Genomic DNA, 19,008 nt, shown 5'->3' on the forward strand with positions numbered 1-19,008 from the left:
AGCGGCCAGGTGGGCGGCAGCCCGGGGCCGGGCGGATCCGGCGTGAGCGCCGCGGCCGGCCAGCAAGGCGGCTGGCAGTCAGTGCCGCCGACCACGACCCCGCCGCCGCAAGGCGCACCGCCGTCCCCTGGGGCACAGAACGCCACGCCCAGCGGGACGGCCTCACCGCCGCCGCCTGCGACCGGCCTCTGATCCCCTGTCCGTCTACCGGGGGCGGGACGTGTACTGCACCCCCGCCCCCGGGTTTCCGCCCGCGCCTTCAGGACCCGCCCCTTGACTGATCTCTCCGTCGCTCCGGTCACGGTGAAGTTTCCGCACCGGTCCCGCCGCGGCATCCTCCTCGGCCTCTCTCTGCCGCAACTCGTCCTTGTTTCCTGCACGCTGGCGCTGCTGCTGATGACAGTGGTCTCCACCGGGCTGGTCGGCGCCGTCGCCCTGGCCCCGCTGTGGGCGGCTTCCGGTGCGCTCGTGGTGATCCGTCGGCACGGACGCTCCCTGATCGACTGGGCGCCGATCGTCGCCCGCTACGCACAGCGCCGACGCACCGGCCAGACGCTCTGGCTCGCCCGGCCCGTCACCCGGCCCCGGCAGGACGGCATCCTCCACCTGCCCGGCACGGCCGCCTCCCTCAAGGTGGTCACCCCCGGCGACTCCGCCAACGGCGCCGCGGCCGTGCACGACCCACACCGGCAGACCCTGACCGCCATCGCCCGGGTCAGCAGCCGCGCCTTCGCCCTCCTCGACCCCGCCACCCAGAACCAAAACGTGGGCAGCTGGGGACGCGCGCTCGCGGGCATCGCCCGCACCGGGCACATCGCCACCGTGCAGGTGCTGGAACGCACCGTCCCCGACAGCGGCGACACCCTCACCCGCCACTGGGCCCAGAACGGGCAGCCCCAGACACCGGTCGCCGGACAGATCTACTCCGAACTGGTCGCCTCGGCCGGCCCCGCCGCCGCACCCCACGAGACCTACCTCGCCATCTCCCTCGACCTCAAAGCCGCCCGGCGGCTGATCTCGCAGGCCGGCGGCGGGCTGCCCGGGGCGTTCACCGTCATGGAGCAGACCACCGCCTCCATCGCCCAGGCGGCCCGCAACGCCGGACTGATGGTCACCGGGTGGCTGACCGCGCGGGAGATCGCCGCCGTCATCCGCACCGCCTACGACCCGGGGGCCCTCGCCGCACTCCAGCAGTGGTCCGACACCGGCCGCGCCGAGGCCGATCCCGCAGCCGCAGGTCCCGTCGTCCAGGTCGAGGAGTACGACCGCCTCGCTACCGACAGCGCACGGCACGCCACGTATTGGGTGGAGAACTGGCCCCGCACCGAGACGAACGCCGGTTTCATGCACGGCCTCATGTTCACGGCCGGCGTGCGACGCAGCCTCTCCCTCATCTACGTACCGCAGGGGCTCGAGTCCGCACTGCGGGACGTCCAGCGCAAGAAGGCCGCGATCATCGCCGACGCCAACGAGCGCGCCCGCCGCGGACAGGTCGATTCCGAAGAGGACTCCGTCGAGTACGCCGACGTCAAAACCCGCGAACGCCAGCTCATCGCCGGACACGCGGACGTCGCCCTGACCGGCCTCGTCACCGTCACCGCCGAGACCGACGCCCTCCTGGACGCCGCCTGCGCACAGATCGAGACCCACGCCGTCACCTCGGGCGTCGACCTGCGACGGCTGAACTACCAGCAGCCCGACGCGTTCGCCGTTGCCGCACTCCCCCTGGCCCGCACCACCCTGTAGCTGTCAGTTCGCCCCCACACCCCGCTCCCGCCTCTTTGGCGGCAAGGACCTCCCATTGATCCCTCCCTGTCCCAGCGCGCCCGACGCGCACCCCTACCTTCGGGCCGCCACCGCAGGCGTCCGCCACCACGCTCGGGCCCTCAACCGTGCCGCGCCCCCGGATCGCGGGCACCTCGACACCCTGCACGCCCACCTCACCGAACTACACCGGTTCATCGACCAGTTGGCCGAGGCAGCAGCGCCCCCGCATCCTGCAGCAGGCCGCCACCTCGCCACCGCTCACACCCGCCTGTGGCAGGCCACTACCGAGCTCCACTCCGCCTTCCACCTGCTGCCCGGCAACACAGCGCAAGCAGATACCGAGACGAGCGCGTGCCATCCGGAAAGGCTGCCCGAAGGGCCGCCCGTGCTGACCATCTGCCAACGCCACCTCGCCACCGGGCACAGCATCCGGCGTAAGACCACCCCCACCGACCTCCGCCCGCACACCACGGCCTGCGTGCGATGAGCACCACCCGCAGAATCGAGGGCCTCCGATGAGCCACCGGCCCGCTCGCCGCGCCCGCCGCGCCTCCGCCAGCCCGCTTTTCACCCCCCACGGCACCGACCGGGCCAGCCGCAAGGCAGCCCGCCGCAAGCTCGCCGAAGCCACCGCCAAGGCCCGCGCCGAAGCCACCGCCCACCAGGCCGAGAGCACACCAGCCGAGCACGAGATGCCCGCTCCGCTCTACCCCCCGAGCGGACGGCCCGGGCCCGCCTCCGCGCGCAACAACCGGCTGAAGCTGCCCGCCCACCGCATGACCACCGCCGTGGCCGCCGGCGCCTACCCCTTCCTCGCCGAAGGCGGGCTCGGCGCCGAGGGGATCTACATCGGCCGCGACGTCCACGCGGAAGCGTCGTTCGTCTTCGACCCGTTCGCGCTGTACGGCAAGGTCGAGGGATTCACCAACCCCAACCTCCTGCTCGCCGGAGTGATCGGCCAGGGCAAGAGCGCGCTCGCCAAGTCCTTCGCGCTGCGCTCGGTGGCCTTCGGCTACCGCGTCTACGTCCCGTGCGATCCGAAAGGCGAGTGGACGCCGGTGGCGAACGCGCTCGGCGGCCGGTCCGTCGCGCTCGGCCCAGGACTGCCCGGACGCCTGAACCCGCTGGATGCGGCCCCGCGGCCGGACAGTGTGACGGAGGCCGACTGGGTCGGCGAGATCCGCAAACGGCGCCTGCTCCTGCTCGGCTCCCTCGCCCGGACCGTCCTGGGCCGGGACCTGATGCCCATGGAGCACACCGCCCTCGACGTCGCCCTCGACGCCGTCGTCACCCGCGCCGCCGCCACCGGCCGCACCCCGCTCCTCGGCGACGTCGCCGCCACCCTCAACACCCCCAGTGCGCTCGACGAAGCCGCCGGCATGATGTCGGGCCAGCTCGGCGACGCCGCCCGCGACCTGGCCCACGCGATGCGCCGCCTCGTCCACGGTGACCTGGCCGGCATGTTCGACGCCCCATCCACCGTCGCCTTCGACCCGCACGCGCCGATGCTCACCATCGACCTGTCCCGGCTCGGCGGATCCGGCGACGACACCGCCCTCGTCCTGGCCATGACCTGCGCAAGTGCCTGGATGGAGTCCGCCCTCTCCGATCCGAACGGGGGCCGGCGCTGGATCGTGTACGACGAGGCGTGGCGACTGATGCGGCACGTCGGCCTGCTGCAGCGGATGCAGGCCCAGTGGAAGCTCAGCCGCGGCCTCGGCATCGCCAACCTCATGGTGATCCACCGGCTGTCCGACCTGCTCACCGCCGGCGACGCCGGATCACAAGGCCGCGCCCTCGCCGAGGGCCTCCTCGCCGACTGCAGCACCCGGATCATCTACCGCCAGGAGACCGACCAGCTCCACGCCGCCGCCGCCCTGCTGGGCCTGACCTCCGTGGAAATGGACGCCATCGCGCACCTGAACCGGGGCCGTGGTCTGTGGAAAGTCGCTGGCAGATCCTTCATCGTCCAGCACCTGCTGCATCCCCACGAGCTGGCGCTCTTCGACACCGACGCCCGAATGCATTGAAAATGCGTCAAGTTCACGAATCCCGACAACACCCCATCGAAGGACTTTCGTATCTCCCCGCATGACCCGGACTTCGACCTGTACGACAACGTCGGCCGCGACGCCGACCAGATCCATTCCGCCCAGTACAACCTCGCCACCCGCGGCGACCTGAAGCGGTGGGCGCGACGTGACGCGCAGCCCTTCCTCGACGCGCATCCGCTGCCGGACCAGCCCTGGCCCGCACCTGATCTCACCCCCTACCTGGACGCCCTCGCCGCGGCTCAGACTCCGGTGGAGATCGAAGCAGTCACCGACCACGTCCTGGACGCCGCCGAACCTGCACTGCGTGCCGTGAGCGACTACCTCGTCGCCGCCGCCCGGTGGCGGCGGGAGAACCGCGGTGCGGCCAAGGGATCTCCCTCAAACCTGCTGATGACGGCGGCCAGCCGGGCGCTGTCGGTCCTGGCCCTCGCTGACGAGGCCGGCCTGAGCCGGCTGCGCGCCGCCTACGACCCGGCTCCCACCCCCGCGACACCGACCGGCGGCCAGGCTGGGGCCAGCGCAGGTGTCCCGCCCGCTCCTCCGTCCCCCGGCTCCGCACCCCGTCGATAGCTCTCTTTCGGCGATTCCAGTCCCGCCGCTTCTCGCAAACGCGATCCCGAGGGACCACCCCTGTTGATCGACACGGCATCGCCACCGCCTGCACACGGAGTCCTCTTGAAAAGTCCCCCTCACGTGAACGCCACCGAATGGGCCGAATACCAACAGCGCCGAGCTCAAGTCGACGACCTCATGGCAGAGGTCGCCGACGAGGAAGCCCAGATGGAACGCGACCTGATCGCCGCCCACGACGAGTACGAACTCGGCTTCAGTCAGGAGTCGCAGCCGGGCGTCACCCCGGCTGGACGGACGCCTCCACCGCACCGATCGCCCGCCTCCTCGCGCGGGAGGAACCGTGGCCGTTGACGAAGCGAGCACCCCAGACTCCCGCCGCGTTGCCTTGCTCGCACCGCTTCCCGACCACCGCAACGTGGATACCCCGTGGTGGCAGGAGCTGTGGCGTCGCCACGTGCACATCACCACGCCGCTGCGGGCGCGCGGCCTTCAGTGCGACATCGAGTTCGGCCTCAGCGCCTACATCGTGCGCGTCTCGCTCCCCGACGACAGTTACCTGATCATCGGTCCGCCGCAGGAGCCGTCCTCCGAGCGCCCGCCGGGATACCCGGAGGGCTGGATCGCGACGCGTGAGCACCCCGACGATCCGTCGCTGTTCGAGGTCCTCTACGACTCGTCCCCCTCCGAGGACCGCGGTGCTCCGCAGCGGCCCGAAGCCCGCAACGGCGGCAGCGCCCAGCCCCTGATCGAGGCGATCGACCAGCGCCTGGCCCAGCTCGGGCTGCTGCCGCACCCTGTCTTGCCCGGCGAAAGCCCACACGTGCACTCATCCCAGCCGACGCCCCCGCCCCGGGCCCAGGGCGTCCCCGGCACACCGGACCGTGCTCCCGTCTACGTCTACGGCGACGCGCTACGCGCTCTGACCGACGGGCTGAACGGAGCCGAGTCGCATGCGGATGCCGCTGCCCTGCTGCATCAGATCCTGGAGCCCACCGACGGCCTGCTGGCGCAACTCGGCGAGTTCTTCGAAGCAGCCGGGGAGAAGGCCAAGGAAGCGGAGGAGGACGACGGCTTCGACCTGTCATACGACCTCGCCGACGCCGCCGCCGAGATCCGCAACCTCGGAGAGGTCCTGCACGTGGCCGAGGACAGGATGCGTGCCCTCACCCCGCTCGCGTCGGCACCGCGACTGCCCTCCAGCCCTGCCCGTGCACCGTCCCTTCCCCCGGGAGTGCTCCCGCCGGCACGGCCGCGGCCCACGCGCTGACCCCCGGACCATCGCTTCCCTCCAGGAACACATGACCTCACCCCGCACCGACCTGGCCGCCTTCGCCGCCGGCCTTGCCGCGCGCCTGCCCGGCACCTGGACCAGCCAGTACCAGCGCCACGCGCAGTACGCCGACCAGTTCCCCCGCACCCAGCAGCTCTGGGACACCGGCCACGTCGACTATGTCGTCAGCCAGTACGTCCTCACCCACGACGCCGTGCTCCACGGGCCGGCCGACCAGCGGCTGTACGTGGCCGACCGCCCGCGCTACCCGCACCAGTTCGTCGTCGCGCCGCTCGCCCCCGCCAGCACGCACATAAAGCCCCACCACTTCGCGGAAGTCGAAGAACCCAACGGCATCGCCGTACCCAAGGACCCCGCGCGGGCGGCAGCACGCATCGCCCGGCGACTGCTGCCCCGCTACGAACAGGCCCTGCACGCCGTCCTCGACAACGCGGCGCACCAGCCCGAGCCCCCACACCGGCCCGCCCCACCGCAGGTCGACCAGGTCCTCACCCTGACCCTGTACAGCGACGGAGCCCTCGGCGCACCGTACGCGAGCGTGCCGGTGGATGCCCGCATGACGCTGTACACCCACGGCTTCCAGTACCACCCGCACCAAGCAGCGTTCCTCCTGCCCGCCCCCTACGCCCTTCGCATCCACGGCGTGGTCCAGCAGCTCACGGCCCAGGGCATCGGCGTGAACCTGCGCCACTCGGCGCCCACCACCAGCGCCCCTCTTCCGCCGGCGTCAGCGAAGGCCGCATCCCCGATCCGCCGTACGCGCTGACCCGCCCGCCGCCCTCAAATCCTTGGAGTCTCCATCCGCATCGCCCGCCGCACCCTGCCGCTGTTCGCCGGCGTCGCCTGTCTCGCCCTGGCCCTCACCGGCTGTGCCGACGACGGCACCACTGTCGCCAAGCCGTCACCCAGCGCCAGCAGCGCGCCGACGCCGGCGCCTGCCCTCAGCGCCGCCCAGGCCCGCGACGTCATCACCCACTACTCGAAGATCAACAACGAGGCCAACTCCGACCGCGACCGGCGCCTGCTCGACACGGTCGAGGACGGCCCGCTGTACGCCATGTCCGTCTCGGACTACACCGAGACCGAGGGACTCCCCGCGGCCGACCGCACGCCATACAAGCCGTGGTCCTACAACACCGCCAGCGCCAAGCTGTACATCCCGCGCCTGGGAGCCGGACAGGACCGCTGGTTCGCCGCCGCGCTCTCGGACGACAAGGGCAAGGCCCCTACGCGGCTGGCGGTGTTCGCGGAACGCCCCCAGCACAAGCGCTGGGAGATGGCCTCCGTCGTCGATCTCGACAGCCCGGACCTGCCGGACATCGCACTCGACCACGACGGGTACGCCACGGCCGTTGCCGCCGACGGCAACAAGCACCTTGCCGCCGACGCGAACCTGCTGCGCACCGCGGTGCTCGACAATTTCGCCACCGGCGGCACGCGCACCGGGACGAAGGTCTTCACGCCGACCACGGCGAGTAAGCGGCAGATCGAGGTCCACGACAAGACCGGCACCCGCTACGGGGACCAGGGCACCACCGTCTTCGCCGGCACCGACAACCGCTACCAGGACGCCTACGCCCTCAAGACCGCCGACGGCGGCGCGCTGATCCTCTTCTCCCACATGCACACCCAGACCGACGCCGTCGCGCACTCGGGCCTGCAGATCAACCCCGGCAAGGAGGACCGGGCCTGGCTCCACGACGTGCCCCGCACCTCCATCACGTACACGTTCGTGTGCAACGACGCCGCCACGGTCCCCGCGAAGGCCGCCCCGTCCCGCCTGATCGGCTACACCTGCGCCCGCACCGACGCCTCCGGCCCCCCGGTCCCGTCCTGGTCGCAGGGCGCGTAGAGGCACCCACCCGCCATCTGATGGCCGCCGAACCCTTCCCCCTTGCTCGCCGCGGAGAACTCCCTGTCCACTCGCTCCTTCATCGCCCGCCCCACCGCCGGCACGGGGTACACCGGCATTCACGTCCAGCTCGACGGCGTGCCCAGCCACCACCTCCCCCTGCTCCTGGCCGCCTACCAGTACAGGTTCGGACGCGACATTGAGGCCATGTGCCGGCACCTCATCGACGACGTCGCCGTCGGCTGGGAGGAACTCGGCACCGATCTCCTCGACGATGCCCCGCCCGCACTCGTGGCCGCGCTGACCGGCGGCGAGCGCTGGCCCAGCCGATCCCTCGATCACCTGGTCACCCCGGACGGCTCTCCGCCGGTACGCATGTCGGTCACCGACGAGACCGCCGATGCGCAGGACATGGAGTGGGGGTACGTCCTGCACAAGGAGGGCGTCGAGGTAATCAGCCTCCTGCACGAGGACACCGGTCCGATCGTGAGCTGGTCCATCGATCCACGTACCGCCTTCAACGATCACCCGACCGCCTGGTCCTGCCTCGGCCCCGCACCATCGCGCGGCAGGCAGCTCAACAGCGCTCCTGGCGCAGCCCCGACGAAGGCGGGCACCCCACGCGTCTCCGCCCGCCGCTAGTTCCCCTAGTTCCCCTTCGTCCTTCCCGGAGCCTTCCCTGCCCCTGCACACCACTCCCTTGATCACCGTCGTCATCGCCAGCCGCCTGCGCGAAGACCGGCTGGCTTACCTGACCGCCATGCACGCGAGTTTGACCCGGCAGACGGTGCCGTGGGAGGCCGTGATTGCGCTCGATGGTGCTTCGCCCGACCGCCTGCCGGCCCCGCTCGCGCAGGACTCCCGCGTTCGCACGCTGGCGCTTCCCCGGCCGGTCGGCGCCGCCTGCGCCAGGAACCTGGCCCTCGGTCACGTACGCACCCCGTACACCAACTGGGCGGATGACGATGACGAGTTCACCGACGACGCGATGGCCCTACGGCTGAACACCCTGGAATCGACGGGGGTCGGCTGGTGCGCGGGCTGGAGCGAGGACCAGCACCCCGACGGCTCGACCACCCTATGGCGCTGCCCCACGCCGCCCGGCCGGCACGAGGCCGGCGACGTGTGGACGTACTGGAAGTCCCCGGCGGACACCATCCCCATCGGACCGACCACGATCCTCGCCCGCACCGACCTCGTGCGCGCCGCGCCGATGGGCGGCCTCGTCCAGGGCGAGGACTACTGCGCAGCCCTCGGCGTCACCGCGCTCGCCCCCGGGATCCTGCTGCCGGTCCCCGTGTACCGGTACCGCAAGTGGAACGGGCAGATGACAGCCCAGGTCGGATACGACCAGCTGGAGGCGGCGGCCCGCGAGCACGCTTGGGCGTACGGCCGCAGCCTGCGCTCCGTCCTGCGCGGTGGCGAGGACCTGGTCCATGGCTGAGGCGCAGATCATCCTGTCGCACAGCCGGGAGTCCGGGATCGTCGCCATCGCCTCGGGCGAGCAGTACCGCTGGGCGCACACCGCCCTCGCGGAGAGCGGCTTCCAGCGGGATGACGACGGCGTCTGGCACCTGCCCGCGGGCGGCACCAAGACCACCGTGGTCGACCTCATCGGGTGTGCGAAGCGGCACCGCACCAGCGTGCACACGAGCAGCCGCCGGTTCATCGGCGACGCCGCCAGCGACCTCGCGCGCCTCCTGCCCGGCCAGTGGCACGCCTCGGTCGAGATCTACTCGCACCCCGCCTGGCAGGAAGACCTGGTCCCCTGGATCTGGGACAGCGGCGAACTCGGCCGCGCCGTCCAGAGCGAGCGGATCCCCTACGCCGCGCTCCTCACCGACGCGGTGCAGGGCACCACGCTGCTGTTCATCGAACGTCCCGGCCGTCAACTCGACTACCTGGTCGGAGCCTTCTCGCCCGAGGGACTGGAGGGGGGCTACGGCGATCCCCACGCCCCGCGCAGCACCGTCCTGCCGCCGTTTGCCGGACGGGCTGCCCGGGTGCTCACCGGCCGGTACCTCCCCGCCTACGAGCAGGCCGTCCACGCCCGCCAGACGGCGGCCATCGCCGCTGTACTCGGGGACATCCGCTGCGAGCATGACACCTGGCAGGCCATGAACGCCTCCGGCCGCTACAGCGACGCCACCCCGCTGAGCGCCGCCGCTCTCGGCGCCGCGACGGAGTTGTTCCTCGACCATGCTTGGCGCCGTTTCCTGACCGTCGTCGACCACGCCCCGGCGCTGCTCGACCGGTGCCGACCCGCGAGCAGCCCGTGGCCCGATGACGCCGCGGCCCTCTCCCGTCTGGCCGAAGCCGTGATCGATGCCGAGGCCCTGGTCGACGAGATCGTCCACGGCGGCTTCGTGCCGGAGCAGGAGCGTCGAGCACGCGCGTGGCCGGCCATCGAGACCTGGCTCACCGACGGCGAAACGTTCTTGCGTCAGGCCCGCATCAGCGCACCCCACCGCCGCCCGGCCCTGCCCGTCGCCGCGCCGGCCCGCCCCCTCACCGCGGCCAGGCCCGCGCACCGAGGCCCCTGACCATTCCGCCCCACGCCCCGAGGAGAACCCCGCCCCCTTGCAACCCGGCACCCACTTCGCCTTCGGCGACCACGAGGAACACGGCTTCGTCGCTTCCTTCACCGCCTCTATGCCCGCGCACCTCGCCCACTGGTACCTGGAGCGCGAGCAGTTCGAGCCCGTCCCTGGAGAACCCGGCCTGTACCGGCTCAGCGAGCCCGAGCGCGACGGAGTCCGCCGCACCCGCCAAGCCGTCCACGACCTGCGCCACCACGGCTACACCGTGCAGGCCGACATCCGCCTCGACCCGTCCCTCTCGGCCGGCCCGGCACACCCCGCCCGGCCCCACGGACTTCAGGAGCGCCGCAGCCGTCTCGCCCAGGCCGCCGCCGGCCGGACGACGCAGCGCTCCGCACCGCCCACCACCTCCCCGCCGGCGGCCCGGCCGATCCCGCCGAAGCCCACCTACGCTCCGACCGTCCACCTGACGGCCGCGACCGGCGGGCGGTCCCGATGACACCCGCGAGCAGTCCGACCCCCGACGGCCCCTTGCCGACCGCTCCCGAACTGGCCAACGCAGCACGCGACTTCCGTTTGCGGATGGCGGTCATCGACCGCGAGACCGAGGCCGCGCTCGACATGACACGCGACCGCTACGGCCGTACCGTCCACGCGGGCGCCGCGGCAGCCACGCGAGCCCACCGCGACAAGGCCGCCGTGGAGGCGTACGCCGCCCACCTCGCCCCGCACGCCGAGGCGCTCCTCGATGCCGCCCGCCTGGTGCTCGACGAGCTGCCACCCGCCCGGCACCTGGCCGGATGGCGGGCCGTCCTGGACGGCCTGGCCGTCTCGGCCGCCGAGATCCGCCGGGCGCTCGACCGGCCAGCCGCCCCCGGTTCCCCGGCCGAACGCGCTCAGCACGCCGCCCTGTGGCCCCACCTCGCTGCCTGGGCGGACTACGGCTCCATCGCCAGCAACCTCGCCGACCAGCAGGGCGGCCAGCACCACAAGGCTCCGCTGACCGACGAGGAACAACAGCAGTGGACCAAGAAGGCCCAGGCCGCGCAAAGGCGCGGCGAGCTGGAACTGACCGAGTCGTGGTACGCCGCCGACGGGCAGCCGATCACCCTCGCCTATTTGGTCGAGGACGACGACTCGACGGTGGTCGCGCTGCGCGGCGACCCGGACGCACCGGGCTGGCAGGTTGTCGGGCACTACGCCAACGAGTACGAGGCGGGCAAGGTGCTGCCCGCCCCGGTTCCGCCCGGCGTGCTGCGCGCGGACGTCTCCCGGTTCAACCGCCCGGCACCGGCCCCGGAAGTGTCCCTGCAGGACCTCATCCGCGACGTCGTCGAAGGCCAGAGCGCCGGTGACGCCTCCAATGCGCTTTTCAGCGCTGTCCAGCGCGGCTATGACGCCGGCCCGATGGTCCGCCTCCAGGAACTCCTGGAGACCAGCGGCCAGTTCGCCAACGCTCTGGAGACCGTGCAGGGCCGCCAGATCGCCGCCCGCCTGGCAGCGCTGAGCCGGCAGATCGAGTTCCTCACCCGTGAAGTCGAAGAGGCGGCCGAGGACCTCGGCGCGACCGTCGCCGTCCTGCCCCCGCACCGCACCCCCGAGCTGCGCGCCCGTCCGCGCCCCGCCGTGGAGACCACACCGCCCACGCCGCCACCCCGCGCCAGCACCACCGCCCGACACCGCTAAGCCCATGTCCTGCATGGTCTTGACGAACACAAGCCCATGGAGCAGTACGCGATCAACCTCGCCCTCGCAAACTACGAGCATGATCGTGAGCTGTCTTGAGCGCCCACGGCCTGGGGGCGGCCATGCCGGCCGCCCCAGAGCAGCGGCTACTGCTGGCGCTTACTGACGTGTGACACGGCGGTCATGCCGGCGCCGTAGGTGAAGGCAAGGACGGCACCGCCAGAAGCGACGGCGGTGAGGGCAGGCTGCCCCAGAACAGCGGAGCCGATCCCCGCAACCAGCCCAGCGATGACGGATACCAGAGCAACGACGACAACGTGATACACGCGGTGGTCACAGGTAGAAGTGGTGGCAGACAAGTAGGGCCCTCCCATACTCCGTCGGAGCGCCGTCACCTGAATCAGGGCAGGGTGCATCCTGCGCTGGATTCATGTCACAGCGTCGCCGCCCAGCGGGCGTCGCGATAGGGAAGCGCCGGCCAGGCGCGCCTATCGCTCCTCGGATGGAGCGCCGTAGCGGTTGGCCATCATCACCGATGCACCATGCCTTTCAAGGATCTCGTCGACCACGTCCATAGTAGCCAACCCCACTGACATACAGACAAGTTGGTGACCGCTTCGGGGGAGCCCAAGCGCCGATCTGCAGCGACTCCCACTTACCTGGTCTTCACGCGTGAAGCCTCGTTGCAGGCACTGGTGGCCGTGCTCCTGGCCAAGCGTCCCGCCCGCCGCACCGCCCTCGCCGGACACCTCGCCAAGCAGCCGCTCGCCGACCCGGCGCTCCTTGGCACCGGCGCGGCCTTCGCTCTCACCGTCCTTCTCGCCGCGCGCCGACGTCTGGGCCCCGCGGGCAGCCGGGGCGCGGCTGGCACCGCCGCCTGCTCCGTGGCCGGCACAAGACGCCCTGATCAGGGCGCAACCCCCACCTTGCAACCCCTTTGAGGAGATCGAATTATGGCCGTGCGTACGCACTGGACCGTGGAGCACGCCTGCTCCCACCGCGTGGATCATGACCTGTCCAATCGCCCTGCCGACAAGCGGGCCGGCTTCGCGCGCTGGCTCGCGTCGAAGGACTGCACCGACTGCTGGAAGGCGGCGCGCGACGCTGACACCGGGTCCAAGGAGGAGTGGCTCGCGGCCAAGCGGGCCGAGGAGCAGGAGGCAGCCCTCGCGTGGGCGAAGCAGTTCGACATGCCGCAGTTGGAAGGCCCGGCCAAGGCCCTGGACTGGGGCGAACGCTCCCGCCACCAGCTGATGACATCCGCGCACACCGCGCTGGTCATCGAGGGCACGTGGGACGAGGCGGACTGGGCGGAGCTGGAGGAGAAGGCCCGCGCCATCACCCGTGCCGGATGGTGGATCGACCAGCGCGACGCCGAAGGCACTGACCTGCTCGAACTCCTCGACGCAGCCAGTGAGGCGGACCGCGGGACGGAGAACCCGTTCCACTGAAGGCTGGGCAACATAGCCGGATAACGCCGGTTAGCCAAACCGGCGTTCCTCCGGACTATTGATGCTCCCACCCCGCCAGCATCTGCGTGGAAGGAACTCATGTCCCAGCCCCCGCCCACCTCGGCGTTCGCACCGACGCCCGACCCGCTCACCCCCGACCGGGACATCACCCACGCCCACTTCCAGGCCGGTGACACCGTCGTCGTCCTGAAGGGGATGGCCAACGGAGAACTCTGGGGCGATGCGATGCGCGTGGTGGCCCCGTCCTGGCACACCCCGACCGACGAGGACGGCTGGCGGCTGCGCGATGCGACCGGCGGCGCCCAGTCCTACGTCACCGCCCACCCCCGCTACCTCGTGCACCTCTCACGCCGCTGCCCGGACTGCCTGATCTACCTACGGGCCATGGAGGATGCACTCCTTACGCGGTTCGCCGACCGCGACGAGCTGATCGACTGCGGCTGGTACACCACCACCGCACTGGGCCAGCTCGTGCACATCGCGGACGTCCGGGGCGGCCGATGACTTCCCCCATACACCGCCACGGCCGCACCGCCCTGGCCCGCGAGCGCTCCCTGCTCTGCGCAGTCCGCGACCTTCATCAGCATTGGCCGCTCACCCGAATGTCGGGCGGGGTCCTGTCATGATCCCTCGCCTGCACGCGCGGACCCACTCGCCGCGCGACCCGCTCGCCGAGGCACTCGGGCGGCCCCTTTCTGCGAACGAGGGCCGGACGGAGTACACCATCGTCGCCCACTGGCCGGGCCTGGACTACTACACCCCGGATGACGAGCAGAGAACCTGGACGTCGGTTCAGTGGGCCGAGCACCTCGAGGATCCCTACCTGGAGCATCCGTTCGCTGCCAGTGCGGACGACGACCGACGGGCGATCCTCCATCTCGACATCCGCCTCCACCCGGACGACCGGGAGCTGACCGGTCCCGAGTGGGCCGAAACCGCTCACCGGTTCGCGCGAGCCGCCGGTATCGAGATACCCGGCGCCGCGGAGCACGGCTGGCGGTGGATCGCCGTCCAGGCACAGCCCGGACGCCTGGACCTGATCGCCAACCTGATCCACCTCGACGGCACGTGGCGCACCCCGCCCGCAGACATCCTGCGGCGCCTTGCCGACGAGGCGCGCCGCATCGAACAGGACCTGAACCTGATCCCGGCCCGCACCGGTCCCACAGCTCGGCCCGCTGTCCGTACTGCGCCCACGGCATCCGCGCAGCTCGCGAGCGTCCTTGCGCAGCTCGCCGACGAGCAGGCCGGCCCGCTGGCCACGGTCCGCGGACTGATCGAGCACACCGCTCACCGCATCGCCCGCCAGCCCGGAGCCGCCGGCACCGAAGCGGCACACGGTCTGGAGCTGATCGCCCGCCGGCTCCACGCGATCCAGCAGGACCTGGACACCGCCGCGGCCCACCTGGTCCGCCGGTCCCGGATCGCCGCTGCACCGCCCGTAGCCCGGCACACCGCCCAGAGATCTCCGTAGGAGCAACGCTTCCTTGCCCCGCAACACCGACCGCTTCCTGGACATCCGCCGTGACCCGCACTCCGACGAACTCCTCGCACGCGGCGGCGACTCCGAGGCACACAGCATTCTCCAGCGCGCGGGGTTCATCGCGGTCGTCCGCCTCCACGAGATCTACCACCGCGTCCCCGCCGGCCTCACCGAGGACGACGAGTCCCGTCTCGCCACCGATGCCGTAGCGCGCCTGCGGGCTGCCGGGTACCACGTCGACTGCGACGAACCGTTCAACACCGACGCCCGCCCGGCCCGCTACCCCGCGCTCGGTACCTCGGTCTCCCACCTCGCCGAACGCCTGCGCGAAGCCACCGACACCGCTGGGGCAGCCGACATCCTCACTGAACTCACCGCGCCTCACGACGGCATCCTCGCCGGGTTGGAGGAAACCCTCGGCGCCCTGGCGGAGTTCTTCGACGGACTCGGCGACACGACCGACCCCTATACCGCTGGGCGGCTGCGCTACCTCGCCGACGAATACGTCCGCGTCATCCACTCTGACCTCGCGCACACCCGCGAACGGCTGGCCGACCGGCACGCCCCTCACCCCGGCCGCCGCCCCTGCGCCGAGCAGGTTCCCGACCACGAGCCCGAACGCTCCGCGGTGTGCGCCTGCCCACCCCCGCCGCGTGCACTGCCGGCCCCGGCACCGCCGCCCGTCGGTGCCACCCGCCTGCGCCGCTGAGCCCCTGCAACTGCCCAAGGACACCATGCACGACCACGACACCTCCGAGCACCTCGCCTCGTACGCCGACGTCCTCGCCGGTGAACTCCCCGACACCTGGACCAGCACGCACCTGACAGCCGACGCCAAAGACGACCTCGCCGAACTCTCCAATCGGATCTGGGACCTGGACCTGGTCGCCGCCTCCCTCGCCGAGCACCCGCTGACGCAGGCAGCCGTCCTCAGCCGCCCCGACGGCGCCCAGCTCGTCCTCCTGGACCGGCACGACGGACGCGACGGCTTCCTTCTCGCCGCCGTCGCCCCGCGCGCCCTGCCCGACGATGCGTACCGCGCTGTCCCCGAGCCCAACGGCGTCGCCCTGGCAGACGACCCGTTCCTGAGTGCCGAGCAGGTCGCCGGCGATCTGCTCGCCCGCTACGACAGTGCGCTCGCACAGGTCCGGCACAACGCCCTGGGTGGCATCCAGCCCTCCCAGCCGGACCGGATCGTCCTGACCTGGCAGCCGGACGGCAGCGTCGCCACCGCCCCCGCCGACGACCGGGCCAGCGCCATCCTCGTGGCCCACGGCTTTATCCGGGACCCGCAGAGCGGCATCTACTGCCTGGGTGGTGACGACACCCAGGTCCAGGCCCGCGCCCTGCGCGAGATCGGCCCGCGCCTCGACGCGCTCGGCATCGGCATCGCCCTCCAGCACCCCGCCGGACGGACCGCGCCCACCTCCGCCCTGGCATCCATGCCTCCGGTACCGGCCGGCACTCGAACCGCCAGGACCCGGTGAACCAGGCGGAGGCCGACCTCGGTATCCCGTCCTGCTCCTGACCGGTCCGTGCACGGCCTCCGCATCCGAGCGGCCGGTCCCGCCGCGCAGCGACCGGCACCGGTCGGCTCCCTATCGCGCCCCGCACTGGCCCGCCGTATCCCGTAAGCGCTGGGCGGCGCCGGAATCCCGCCGGGGCCGCCCAGCGCACCGCCCGACTCCCGGAGAAACCCGTAGCACCCCGCACACCCCCACCGATCAGCAACCGGCTCCAGCCCCGACTCGCCACGGCCCTCTTTCGGCGCTATCTGCGTGCGTGCATTCCGACCGGCCCCGACCACACCTCCCCTCTGGCCGGCGCCCGCCCGGAGGCCGTCCTCGCCGAGGCACAGCGCGTCGGGCAGCGCCACCACCACTGACCGTCCACCGACCCGGAGGAGCATGTCCCACCCCGCCCCCTATCCGGTGAGACTGGCCGACGAGATCACCCGCCAGCTCGGCCAGCTCGCCGACCACCTCTCGCAGCTTCCCCCGCCCCAGGCCGCGCAGGTCATCGCCCGCGTTCTCGACCCGGACGTCGGAGTCCTCGGCGGCGTCACTCACCTCGTCGCCACCGGAAGCGTGTTCGCCAAGGACCAGGCAGAGCGCGGCGCGCTCCCCGCGGAGGTGTGGCTCGCTCTGGGCCGTGCCTCGAACGAACTGCACGACATCACCCTCGACCTGGACGAACACAAGGACGCCCTGCAGCGCGTCGGCGCCCAGCCCGCCACCAGCGCGGCGAAGCGCCCAGTGCCCGCAGCGCTCGTGGTCCGGCGGCGCCGGTGAAGAAGAAGCAGTGGCAGGGCTGGGGGCCCGGCGAGCAGGCCGAGCAGCACTACCTCGTCCAGCCCCGTGCCCTGGCAGGCGGCGGCGACGTCCGACACGTCTCGGAGTTCCTGCGTGCCTCGGGCTGGCGGGACAAGTCCAAGACCGGCGGCCCCTTGTTCATGGAGAGCCCGGACCGGACCGTCCGCGTCGCCTACGACCCTTACGTCCTTCCCGGCGGCTGGACCATCCACGGCCGGGCAGACGGTGCCAGCGGCGAGTGGTCGGCGCACTTGGGCCGGCAGGCCCCGGTGGAGATCGTCGCCGGCCTGACCGACGCCCTCACCCGTCCCCGCTCCGCACACGCCCCCAACGTCTGGGCTCCGCTGCAGGAGCAGAACTGGCACACGCGTTTCGAGGGCGAACACTACGTGGCGACCAGCCCCGATGGCACCGCCTGGATGCAGTACCGCCAGAACCCCGACGGGGCGGCGATGTGGTGGAGCGGAGCGCAGGACAAGCAGGGCAACGGCTGGACGGCCAACTTCACGCCGAACACCCCGATGCACCTCGTGCAAGCCTTCTCCACCGAACTCGCCAGCCCCGACCCCGTGATGCGCCCGCGCGGACGCGTCCCGCACAGCGCGCAGATCCGCACCTGGTCGGTATCCGTCAAGCCCTCCCAGCTCAGCGCCTGGCAGCAGGCCCGCATCACGGCCGCCCGAGCCGCCACCTGGGCCCGCAACAGCGCCCGAAGCACCAGACCGCGCACCACCGCCCGCGCCCACGCCGCCGCTGGCGGCGCACGAACCCGCCGCTGACCACGACACCCACCACCCCGAGGAGCCCGATGCCCGCACTCACCCGGGACGCCATCCGCGCCGCGACCGACACCCTGTGCCGCCTCACCGAATACCTGCGCGAGAACCCCGACCCCCAGGAGGCGCTCGCTCTCGTCGAGCCCCTCCTCGACGAATACACCGGCCTGCCCATCCAGCTCGGCGACACCCTGCGCGCCCTCGCCCGCGCCGTACAGAGCCACCCGAACACACCGCGCAGCGAGAAGATCAGCGATCTGGTCACCGAGCTGCGTGCCGCAGCGTGGGTGCAGACCGACCAGTACATGCTCCACTACGTCCTGGACGAGCTGCGCAAGGAGATCGTCAGCGCCGCCTCGAGTGAGCCGGGGTGCGGCCGTTGCCGCTGAGCGAACGGCAGCTCGCCGGGTTCGCCCACAAGCACGCCTGGCGGATCCCCTTCGACACCAGCCCCCGCCACCTCGCCGGCCCCGGGGATGCCCGCCACGTCACCCACGGCCTGGCCGCCGCCGGATGGAGCGCCGTCTCCGACCCTTTGAGTGCCGAGATCGTCCTGGCGAGTCCCGACCGTCGCCACAGCCTCCAGTTCGACCCGCAGTCCGCCACCTCCGCATGGTGGCGGCTGCGGGCCGAGCCCACCGACACCGAGCCAGGCTGGTACGCCGAGTTCGGTGAACTCGTGCCCGCCGAGGTCCTCGCCGGCTTCACCGACGCCCTCATCGCCCCGCCGCCACAGCAGCAGGATCCGTGGCAGCCGGTGACCTCGGCTAACTGGCACCGCGACTCGGACGGTACAGCGCGCTCGCCGGACTCCATGTGCCACATCGAACTGCGCCCGTTGAGCGAATTCAGTGGCCGCTCGTCCTGGCACGTTGAGACCTGCGAGCCCGGCGACGGGCAGTTTTCCGGCCCGCGCATCTGGCACGCCTACTTCGACGAGGACGTCCCCGCCCACCTCGTCGGATCGTTCCTCACCGCGCTGGCCGACCGCAGCCCGCTCCAGCGCGGCATGTACGACCGCACCGGCCACTACAGCGCCGTGCAGGCACCCAGCCCGCTGCGCCCGCAGCAGGTGGTCGACGCCCACACCGCCCGTATCGAGTCGCTCCGCGCCCAGGCACGCTCCGCCCGCAGGCAGCAGACGAAACCCGCACCGACCCCGGCGCAGGCCCACACCGCCCAGACGGCCGCCCGCCCCTGAA

Annotated in this window: 23 protein-coding genes; all 23 read left to right on the plus strand. The window is 71.9% G+C overall.

Annotated elements, in window-relative coordinates; translation table 11 throughout:
• Positions 1-273: 273 nt before the first annotated feature.
• The 23 genes from N4P33_RS05365 to N4P33_RS05475 all read left to right on the plus strand — a co-directional run bounded on the left by N4P33_RS05365 (position 274) and on the right by N4P33_RS05475 (position 19,007).
• Complete coding sequence (locus N4P33_RS05365) at positions 274-1,746, plus strand: SCO6880 family protein (protein WP_260825088.1); 1,473 nt, start codon at positions 274-276, stop codon at positions 1,744-1,746.
• 55 nt (positions 1,747-1,801) lie between these two features.
• Positions 1,802-2,254 (plus strand): DUF6238 family protein, encoded by a 453-nt coding sequence (locus N4P33_RS05370; RefSeq protein ID WP_399028653.1) that lies wholly within the window; start codon positions 1,802-1,804, stop codon positions 2,252-2,254.
• Between the two features lie 28 nt (positions 2,255-2,282).
• On the plus strand, positions 2,283-3,797 hold the full coding sequence (locus N4P33_RS05375) for an ATP-binding protein (protein WP_260825090.1): 1,515 nt from the start codon (positions 2,283-2,285) through the stop codon (positions 3,795-3,797).
• Positions 3,798-4,070: 273 nt separating this feature from the next.
• A complete protein-coding gene (locus tag N4P33_RS05380) occupies positions 4,071-4,391 on the plus strand; it encodes a hypothetical protein (protein ID WP_260825092.1) in 321 nt (106 codons plus the stop codon).
• A gap of 123 nt (positions 4,392-4,514) precedes the next feature.
• The gene (locus tag N4P33_RS05385; protein ID WP_260825093.1) at positions 4,515-4,745 is read left to right on the plus strand and encodes a hypothetical protein; all 231 of its coding nucleotides are present in this window, start codon (positions 4,515-4,517) and stop codon (positions 4,743-4,745) included.
• A 64-nt stretch (positions 4,746-4,809) separates the two neighbouring features.
• Positions 4,810-5,661: a hypothetical protein gene (locus N4P33_RS05390; RefSeq protein ID WP_260825094.1), complete on the plus strand. Its 852-nt coding sequence runs from the start codon at positions 4,810-4,812 to the stop codon at positions 5,659-5,661.
• Between the two features lie 31 nt (positions 5,662-5,692).
• A complete protein-coding gene (locus tag N4P33_RS05395) occupies positions 5,693-6,451 on the plus strand; it encodes a hypothetical protein (RefSeq protein ID WP_260825095.1) in 759 nt (252 codons plus the stop codon).
• Between the two features lie 291 nt (positions 6,452-6,742).
• Positions 6,743-7,537 (plus strand): hypothetical protein, encoded by a 795-nt coding sequence (locus N4P33_RS05400; RefSeq protein WP_260825096.1) that lies wholly within the window; start codon positions 6,743-6,745, stop codon positions 7,535-7,537.
• A gap of 138 nt (positions 7,538-7,675) precedes the next feature.
• A complete protein-coding gene (locus N4P33_RS05405; RefSeq protein ID WP_260825138.1) occupies positions 7,676-8,179 on the plus strand; it encodes a hypothetical protein in 504 nt (167 codons plus the stop codon).
• Positions 8,180-8,237: 58 nt separating this feature from the next.
• The gene (locus N4P33_RS05410) at positions 8,238-8,981 is read left to right on the plus strand and encodes a glycosyltransferase (RefSeq protein WP_260825097.1); all 744 of its coding nucleotides are present in this window, start codon (positions 8,238-8,240) and stop codon (positions 8,979-8,981) included.
• Complete coding sequence (locus tag N4P33_RS05415) at positions 8,974-10,080, plus strand: hypothetical protein (RefSeq protein WP_260825098.1); 1,107 nt, start codon at positions 8,974-8,976, stop codon at positions 10,078-10,080. Before N4P33_RS05410 ends, N4P33_RS05415 begins: the two co-directional genes overlap by 8 nt.
• Before the next feature lie 37 nt (positions 10,081-10,117).
• The gene (locus N4P33_RS05420) at positions 10,118-10,576 is read left to right on the plus strand and encodes a hypothetical protein (RefSeq protein ID WP_260825099.1); all 459 of its coding nucleotides are present in this window, start codon (positions 10,118-10,120) and stop codon (positions 10,574-10,576) included.
• Complete coding sequence (locus N4P33_RS05425; RefSeq protein ID WP_260825100.1) at positions 10,573-11,763, plus strand: hypothetical protein; 1,191 nt, start codon at positions 10,573-10,575, stop codon at positions 11,761-11,763. The genes N4P33_RS05420 and N4P33_RS05425 overlap by 4 nt, the downstream gene beginning before the upstream one ends.
• 683 nt (positions 11,764-12,446) lie before the next feature.
• Positions 12,447-12,704: a hypothetical protein gene (locus N4P33_RS05430; RefSeq protein ID WP_260825101.1), complete on the plus strand. Its 258-nt coding sequence runs from the start codon at positions 12,447-12,449 to the stop codon at positions 12,702-12,704.
• Positions 12,705-12,716: 12 nt separating this feature from the next.
• Positions 12,717-13,214: a hypothetical protein gene (locus N4P33_RS05435; RefSeq protein WP_208611265.1), complete on the plus strand. Its 498-nt coding sequence runs from the start codon at positions 12,717-12,719 to the stop codon at positions 13,212-13,214.
• A 99-nt stretch (positions 13,215-13,313) separates the two neighbouring features.
• Positions 13,314-13,739, plus strand: coding sequence for a hypothetical protein (locus N4P33_RS05440; RefSeq protein ID WP_260825104.1), 426 nt, complete (start codon positions 13,314-13,316; stop codon positions 13,737-13,739).
• Positions 13,740-13,857: 118 nt separating this feature from the next.
• On the plus strand, positions 13,858-14,709 hold the full coding sequence (locus N4P33_RS05445) for a relaxase/mobilization nuclease (protein WP_260825105.1): 852 nt from the start codon (positions 13,858-13,860) through the stop codon (positions 14,707-14,709).
• 13 nt (positions 14,710-14,722) lie between these two features.
• Entirely contained in the window at positions 14,723-15,427 is a 705-nt protein-coding gene (locus tag N4P33_RS05450) for a hypothetical protein (RefSeq protein ID WP_260825107.1), read from the plus strand.
• 25 nt (positions 15,428-15,452) lie between these two features.
• The gene (locus N4P33_RS05455; RefSeq protein ID WP_260825108.1) at positions 15,453-16,205 is read left to right on the plus strand and encodes a hypothetical protein; all 753 of its coding nucleotides are present in this window, start codon (positions 15,453-15,455) and stop codon (positions 16,203-16,205) included.
• A 420-nt stretch (positions 16,206-16,625) separates the two neighbouring features.
• Positions 16,626-17,009 (plus strand): hypothetical protein, encoded by a 384-nt coding sequence (locus N4P33_RS05460; RefSeq protein ID WP_260825109.1) that lies wholly within the window; start codon positions 16,626-16,628, stop codon positions 17,007-17,009.
• Positions 17,006-17,809, plus strand: coding sequence for a DUF317 domain-containing protein (locus tag N4P33_RS05465; RefSeq protein ID WP_260825110.1), 804 nt, complete (start codon positions 17,006-17,008; stop codon positions 17,807-17,809). Before N4P33_RS05460 ends, N4P33_RS05465 begins: the two co-directional genes overlap by 4 nt.
• Before the next feature lie 29 nt (positions 17,810-17,838).
• Positions 17,839-18,195 (plus strand): hypothetical protein, encoded by a 357-nt coding sequence (locus tag N4P33_RS05470; protein ID WP_260825111.1) that lies wholly within the window; start codon positions 17,839-17,841, stop codon positions 18,193-18,195.
• On the plus strand, positions 18,186-19,007 hold the full coding sequence (locus N4P33_RS05475; protein ID WP_260825112.1) for a DUF317 domain-containing protein: 822 nt from the start codon (positions 18,186-18,188) through the stop codon (positions 19,005-19,007). Before N4P33_RS05470 ends, N4P33_RS05475 begins: the two co-directional genes overlap by 10 nt.
• Position 19,008: the final 1 nt, after the last annotated feature.

The sequence above is a fragment of the Streptomyces sp. 15-116A genome, from assembly GCF_025290915.1.
Lineage (GTDB): Bacteria > Actinomycetota > Actinomycetes > Streptomycetales > Streptomycetaceae > Streptomyces.

Excerpts from the sequence above, each read along its gene's own strand:
- N4P33_RS05375 (WP_260825090.1), top strand. The coding sequence starts at position 2,283 with ATGAGCCACCGGCCCGCTCGCCGCGCCCGCCGCGCCTCCGCCAGCCCG.
- N4P33_RS05425 (WP_260825100.1), top strand. The coding sequence starts at position 10,573 with ATGACACCCGCGAGCAGTCCGACCCCCGACGGCCCCTTGCCGACCGCT.
- N4P33_RS05435 (WP_208611265.1), top strand. The coding sequence starts at position 12,717 with ATGGCCGTGCGTACGCACTGGACCGTGGAGCACGCCTGCTCCCACCGC.
- N4P33_RS05440 (WP_260825104.1), top strand. The coding sequence starts at position 13,314 with ATGTCCCAGCCCCCGCCCACCTCGGCGTTCGCACCGACGCCCGACCCG.
- N4P33_RS05460 (WP_260825109.1), top strand. The coding sequence starts at position 16,626 with ATGTCCCACCCCGCCCCCTATCCGGTGAGACTGGCCGACGAGATCACC.
- N4P33_RS05470 (WP_260825111.1), top strand. The coding sequence starts at position 17,839 with ATGCCCGCACTCACCCGGGACGCCATCCGCGCCGCGACCGACACCCTG.
- N4P33_RS05445 (WP_260825105.1), top strand. The coding sequence starts at position 13,858 with ATGATCCCTCGCCTGCACGCGCGGACCCACTCGCCGCGCGACCCGCTC.
- N4P33_RS05400 (WP_260825096.1), top strand. The coding sequence starts at position 6,743 with ATGTCCGTCTCGGACTACACCGAGACCGAGGGACTCCCCGCGGCCGAC.
- N4P33_RS05455 (WP_260825108.1), top strand. The coding sequence starts at position 15,453 with ATGCACGACCACGACACCTCCGAGCACCTCGCCTCGTACGCCGACGTC.
- N4P33_RS05415 (WP_260825098.1), top strand. The coding sequence starts at position 8,974 with ATGGCTGAGGCGCAGATCATCCTGTCGCACAGCCGGGAGTCCGGGATC.
- N4P33_RS05395 (WP_260825095.1), top strand. The coding sequence starts at position 5,693 with ATGACCTCACCCCGCACCGACCTGGCCGCCTTCGCCGCCGGCCTTGCC.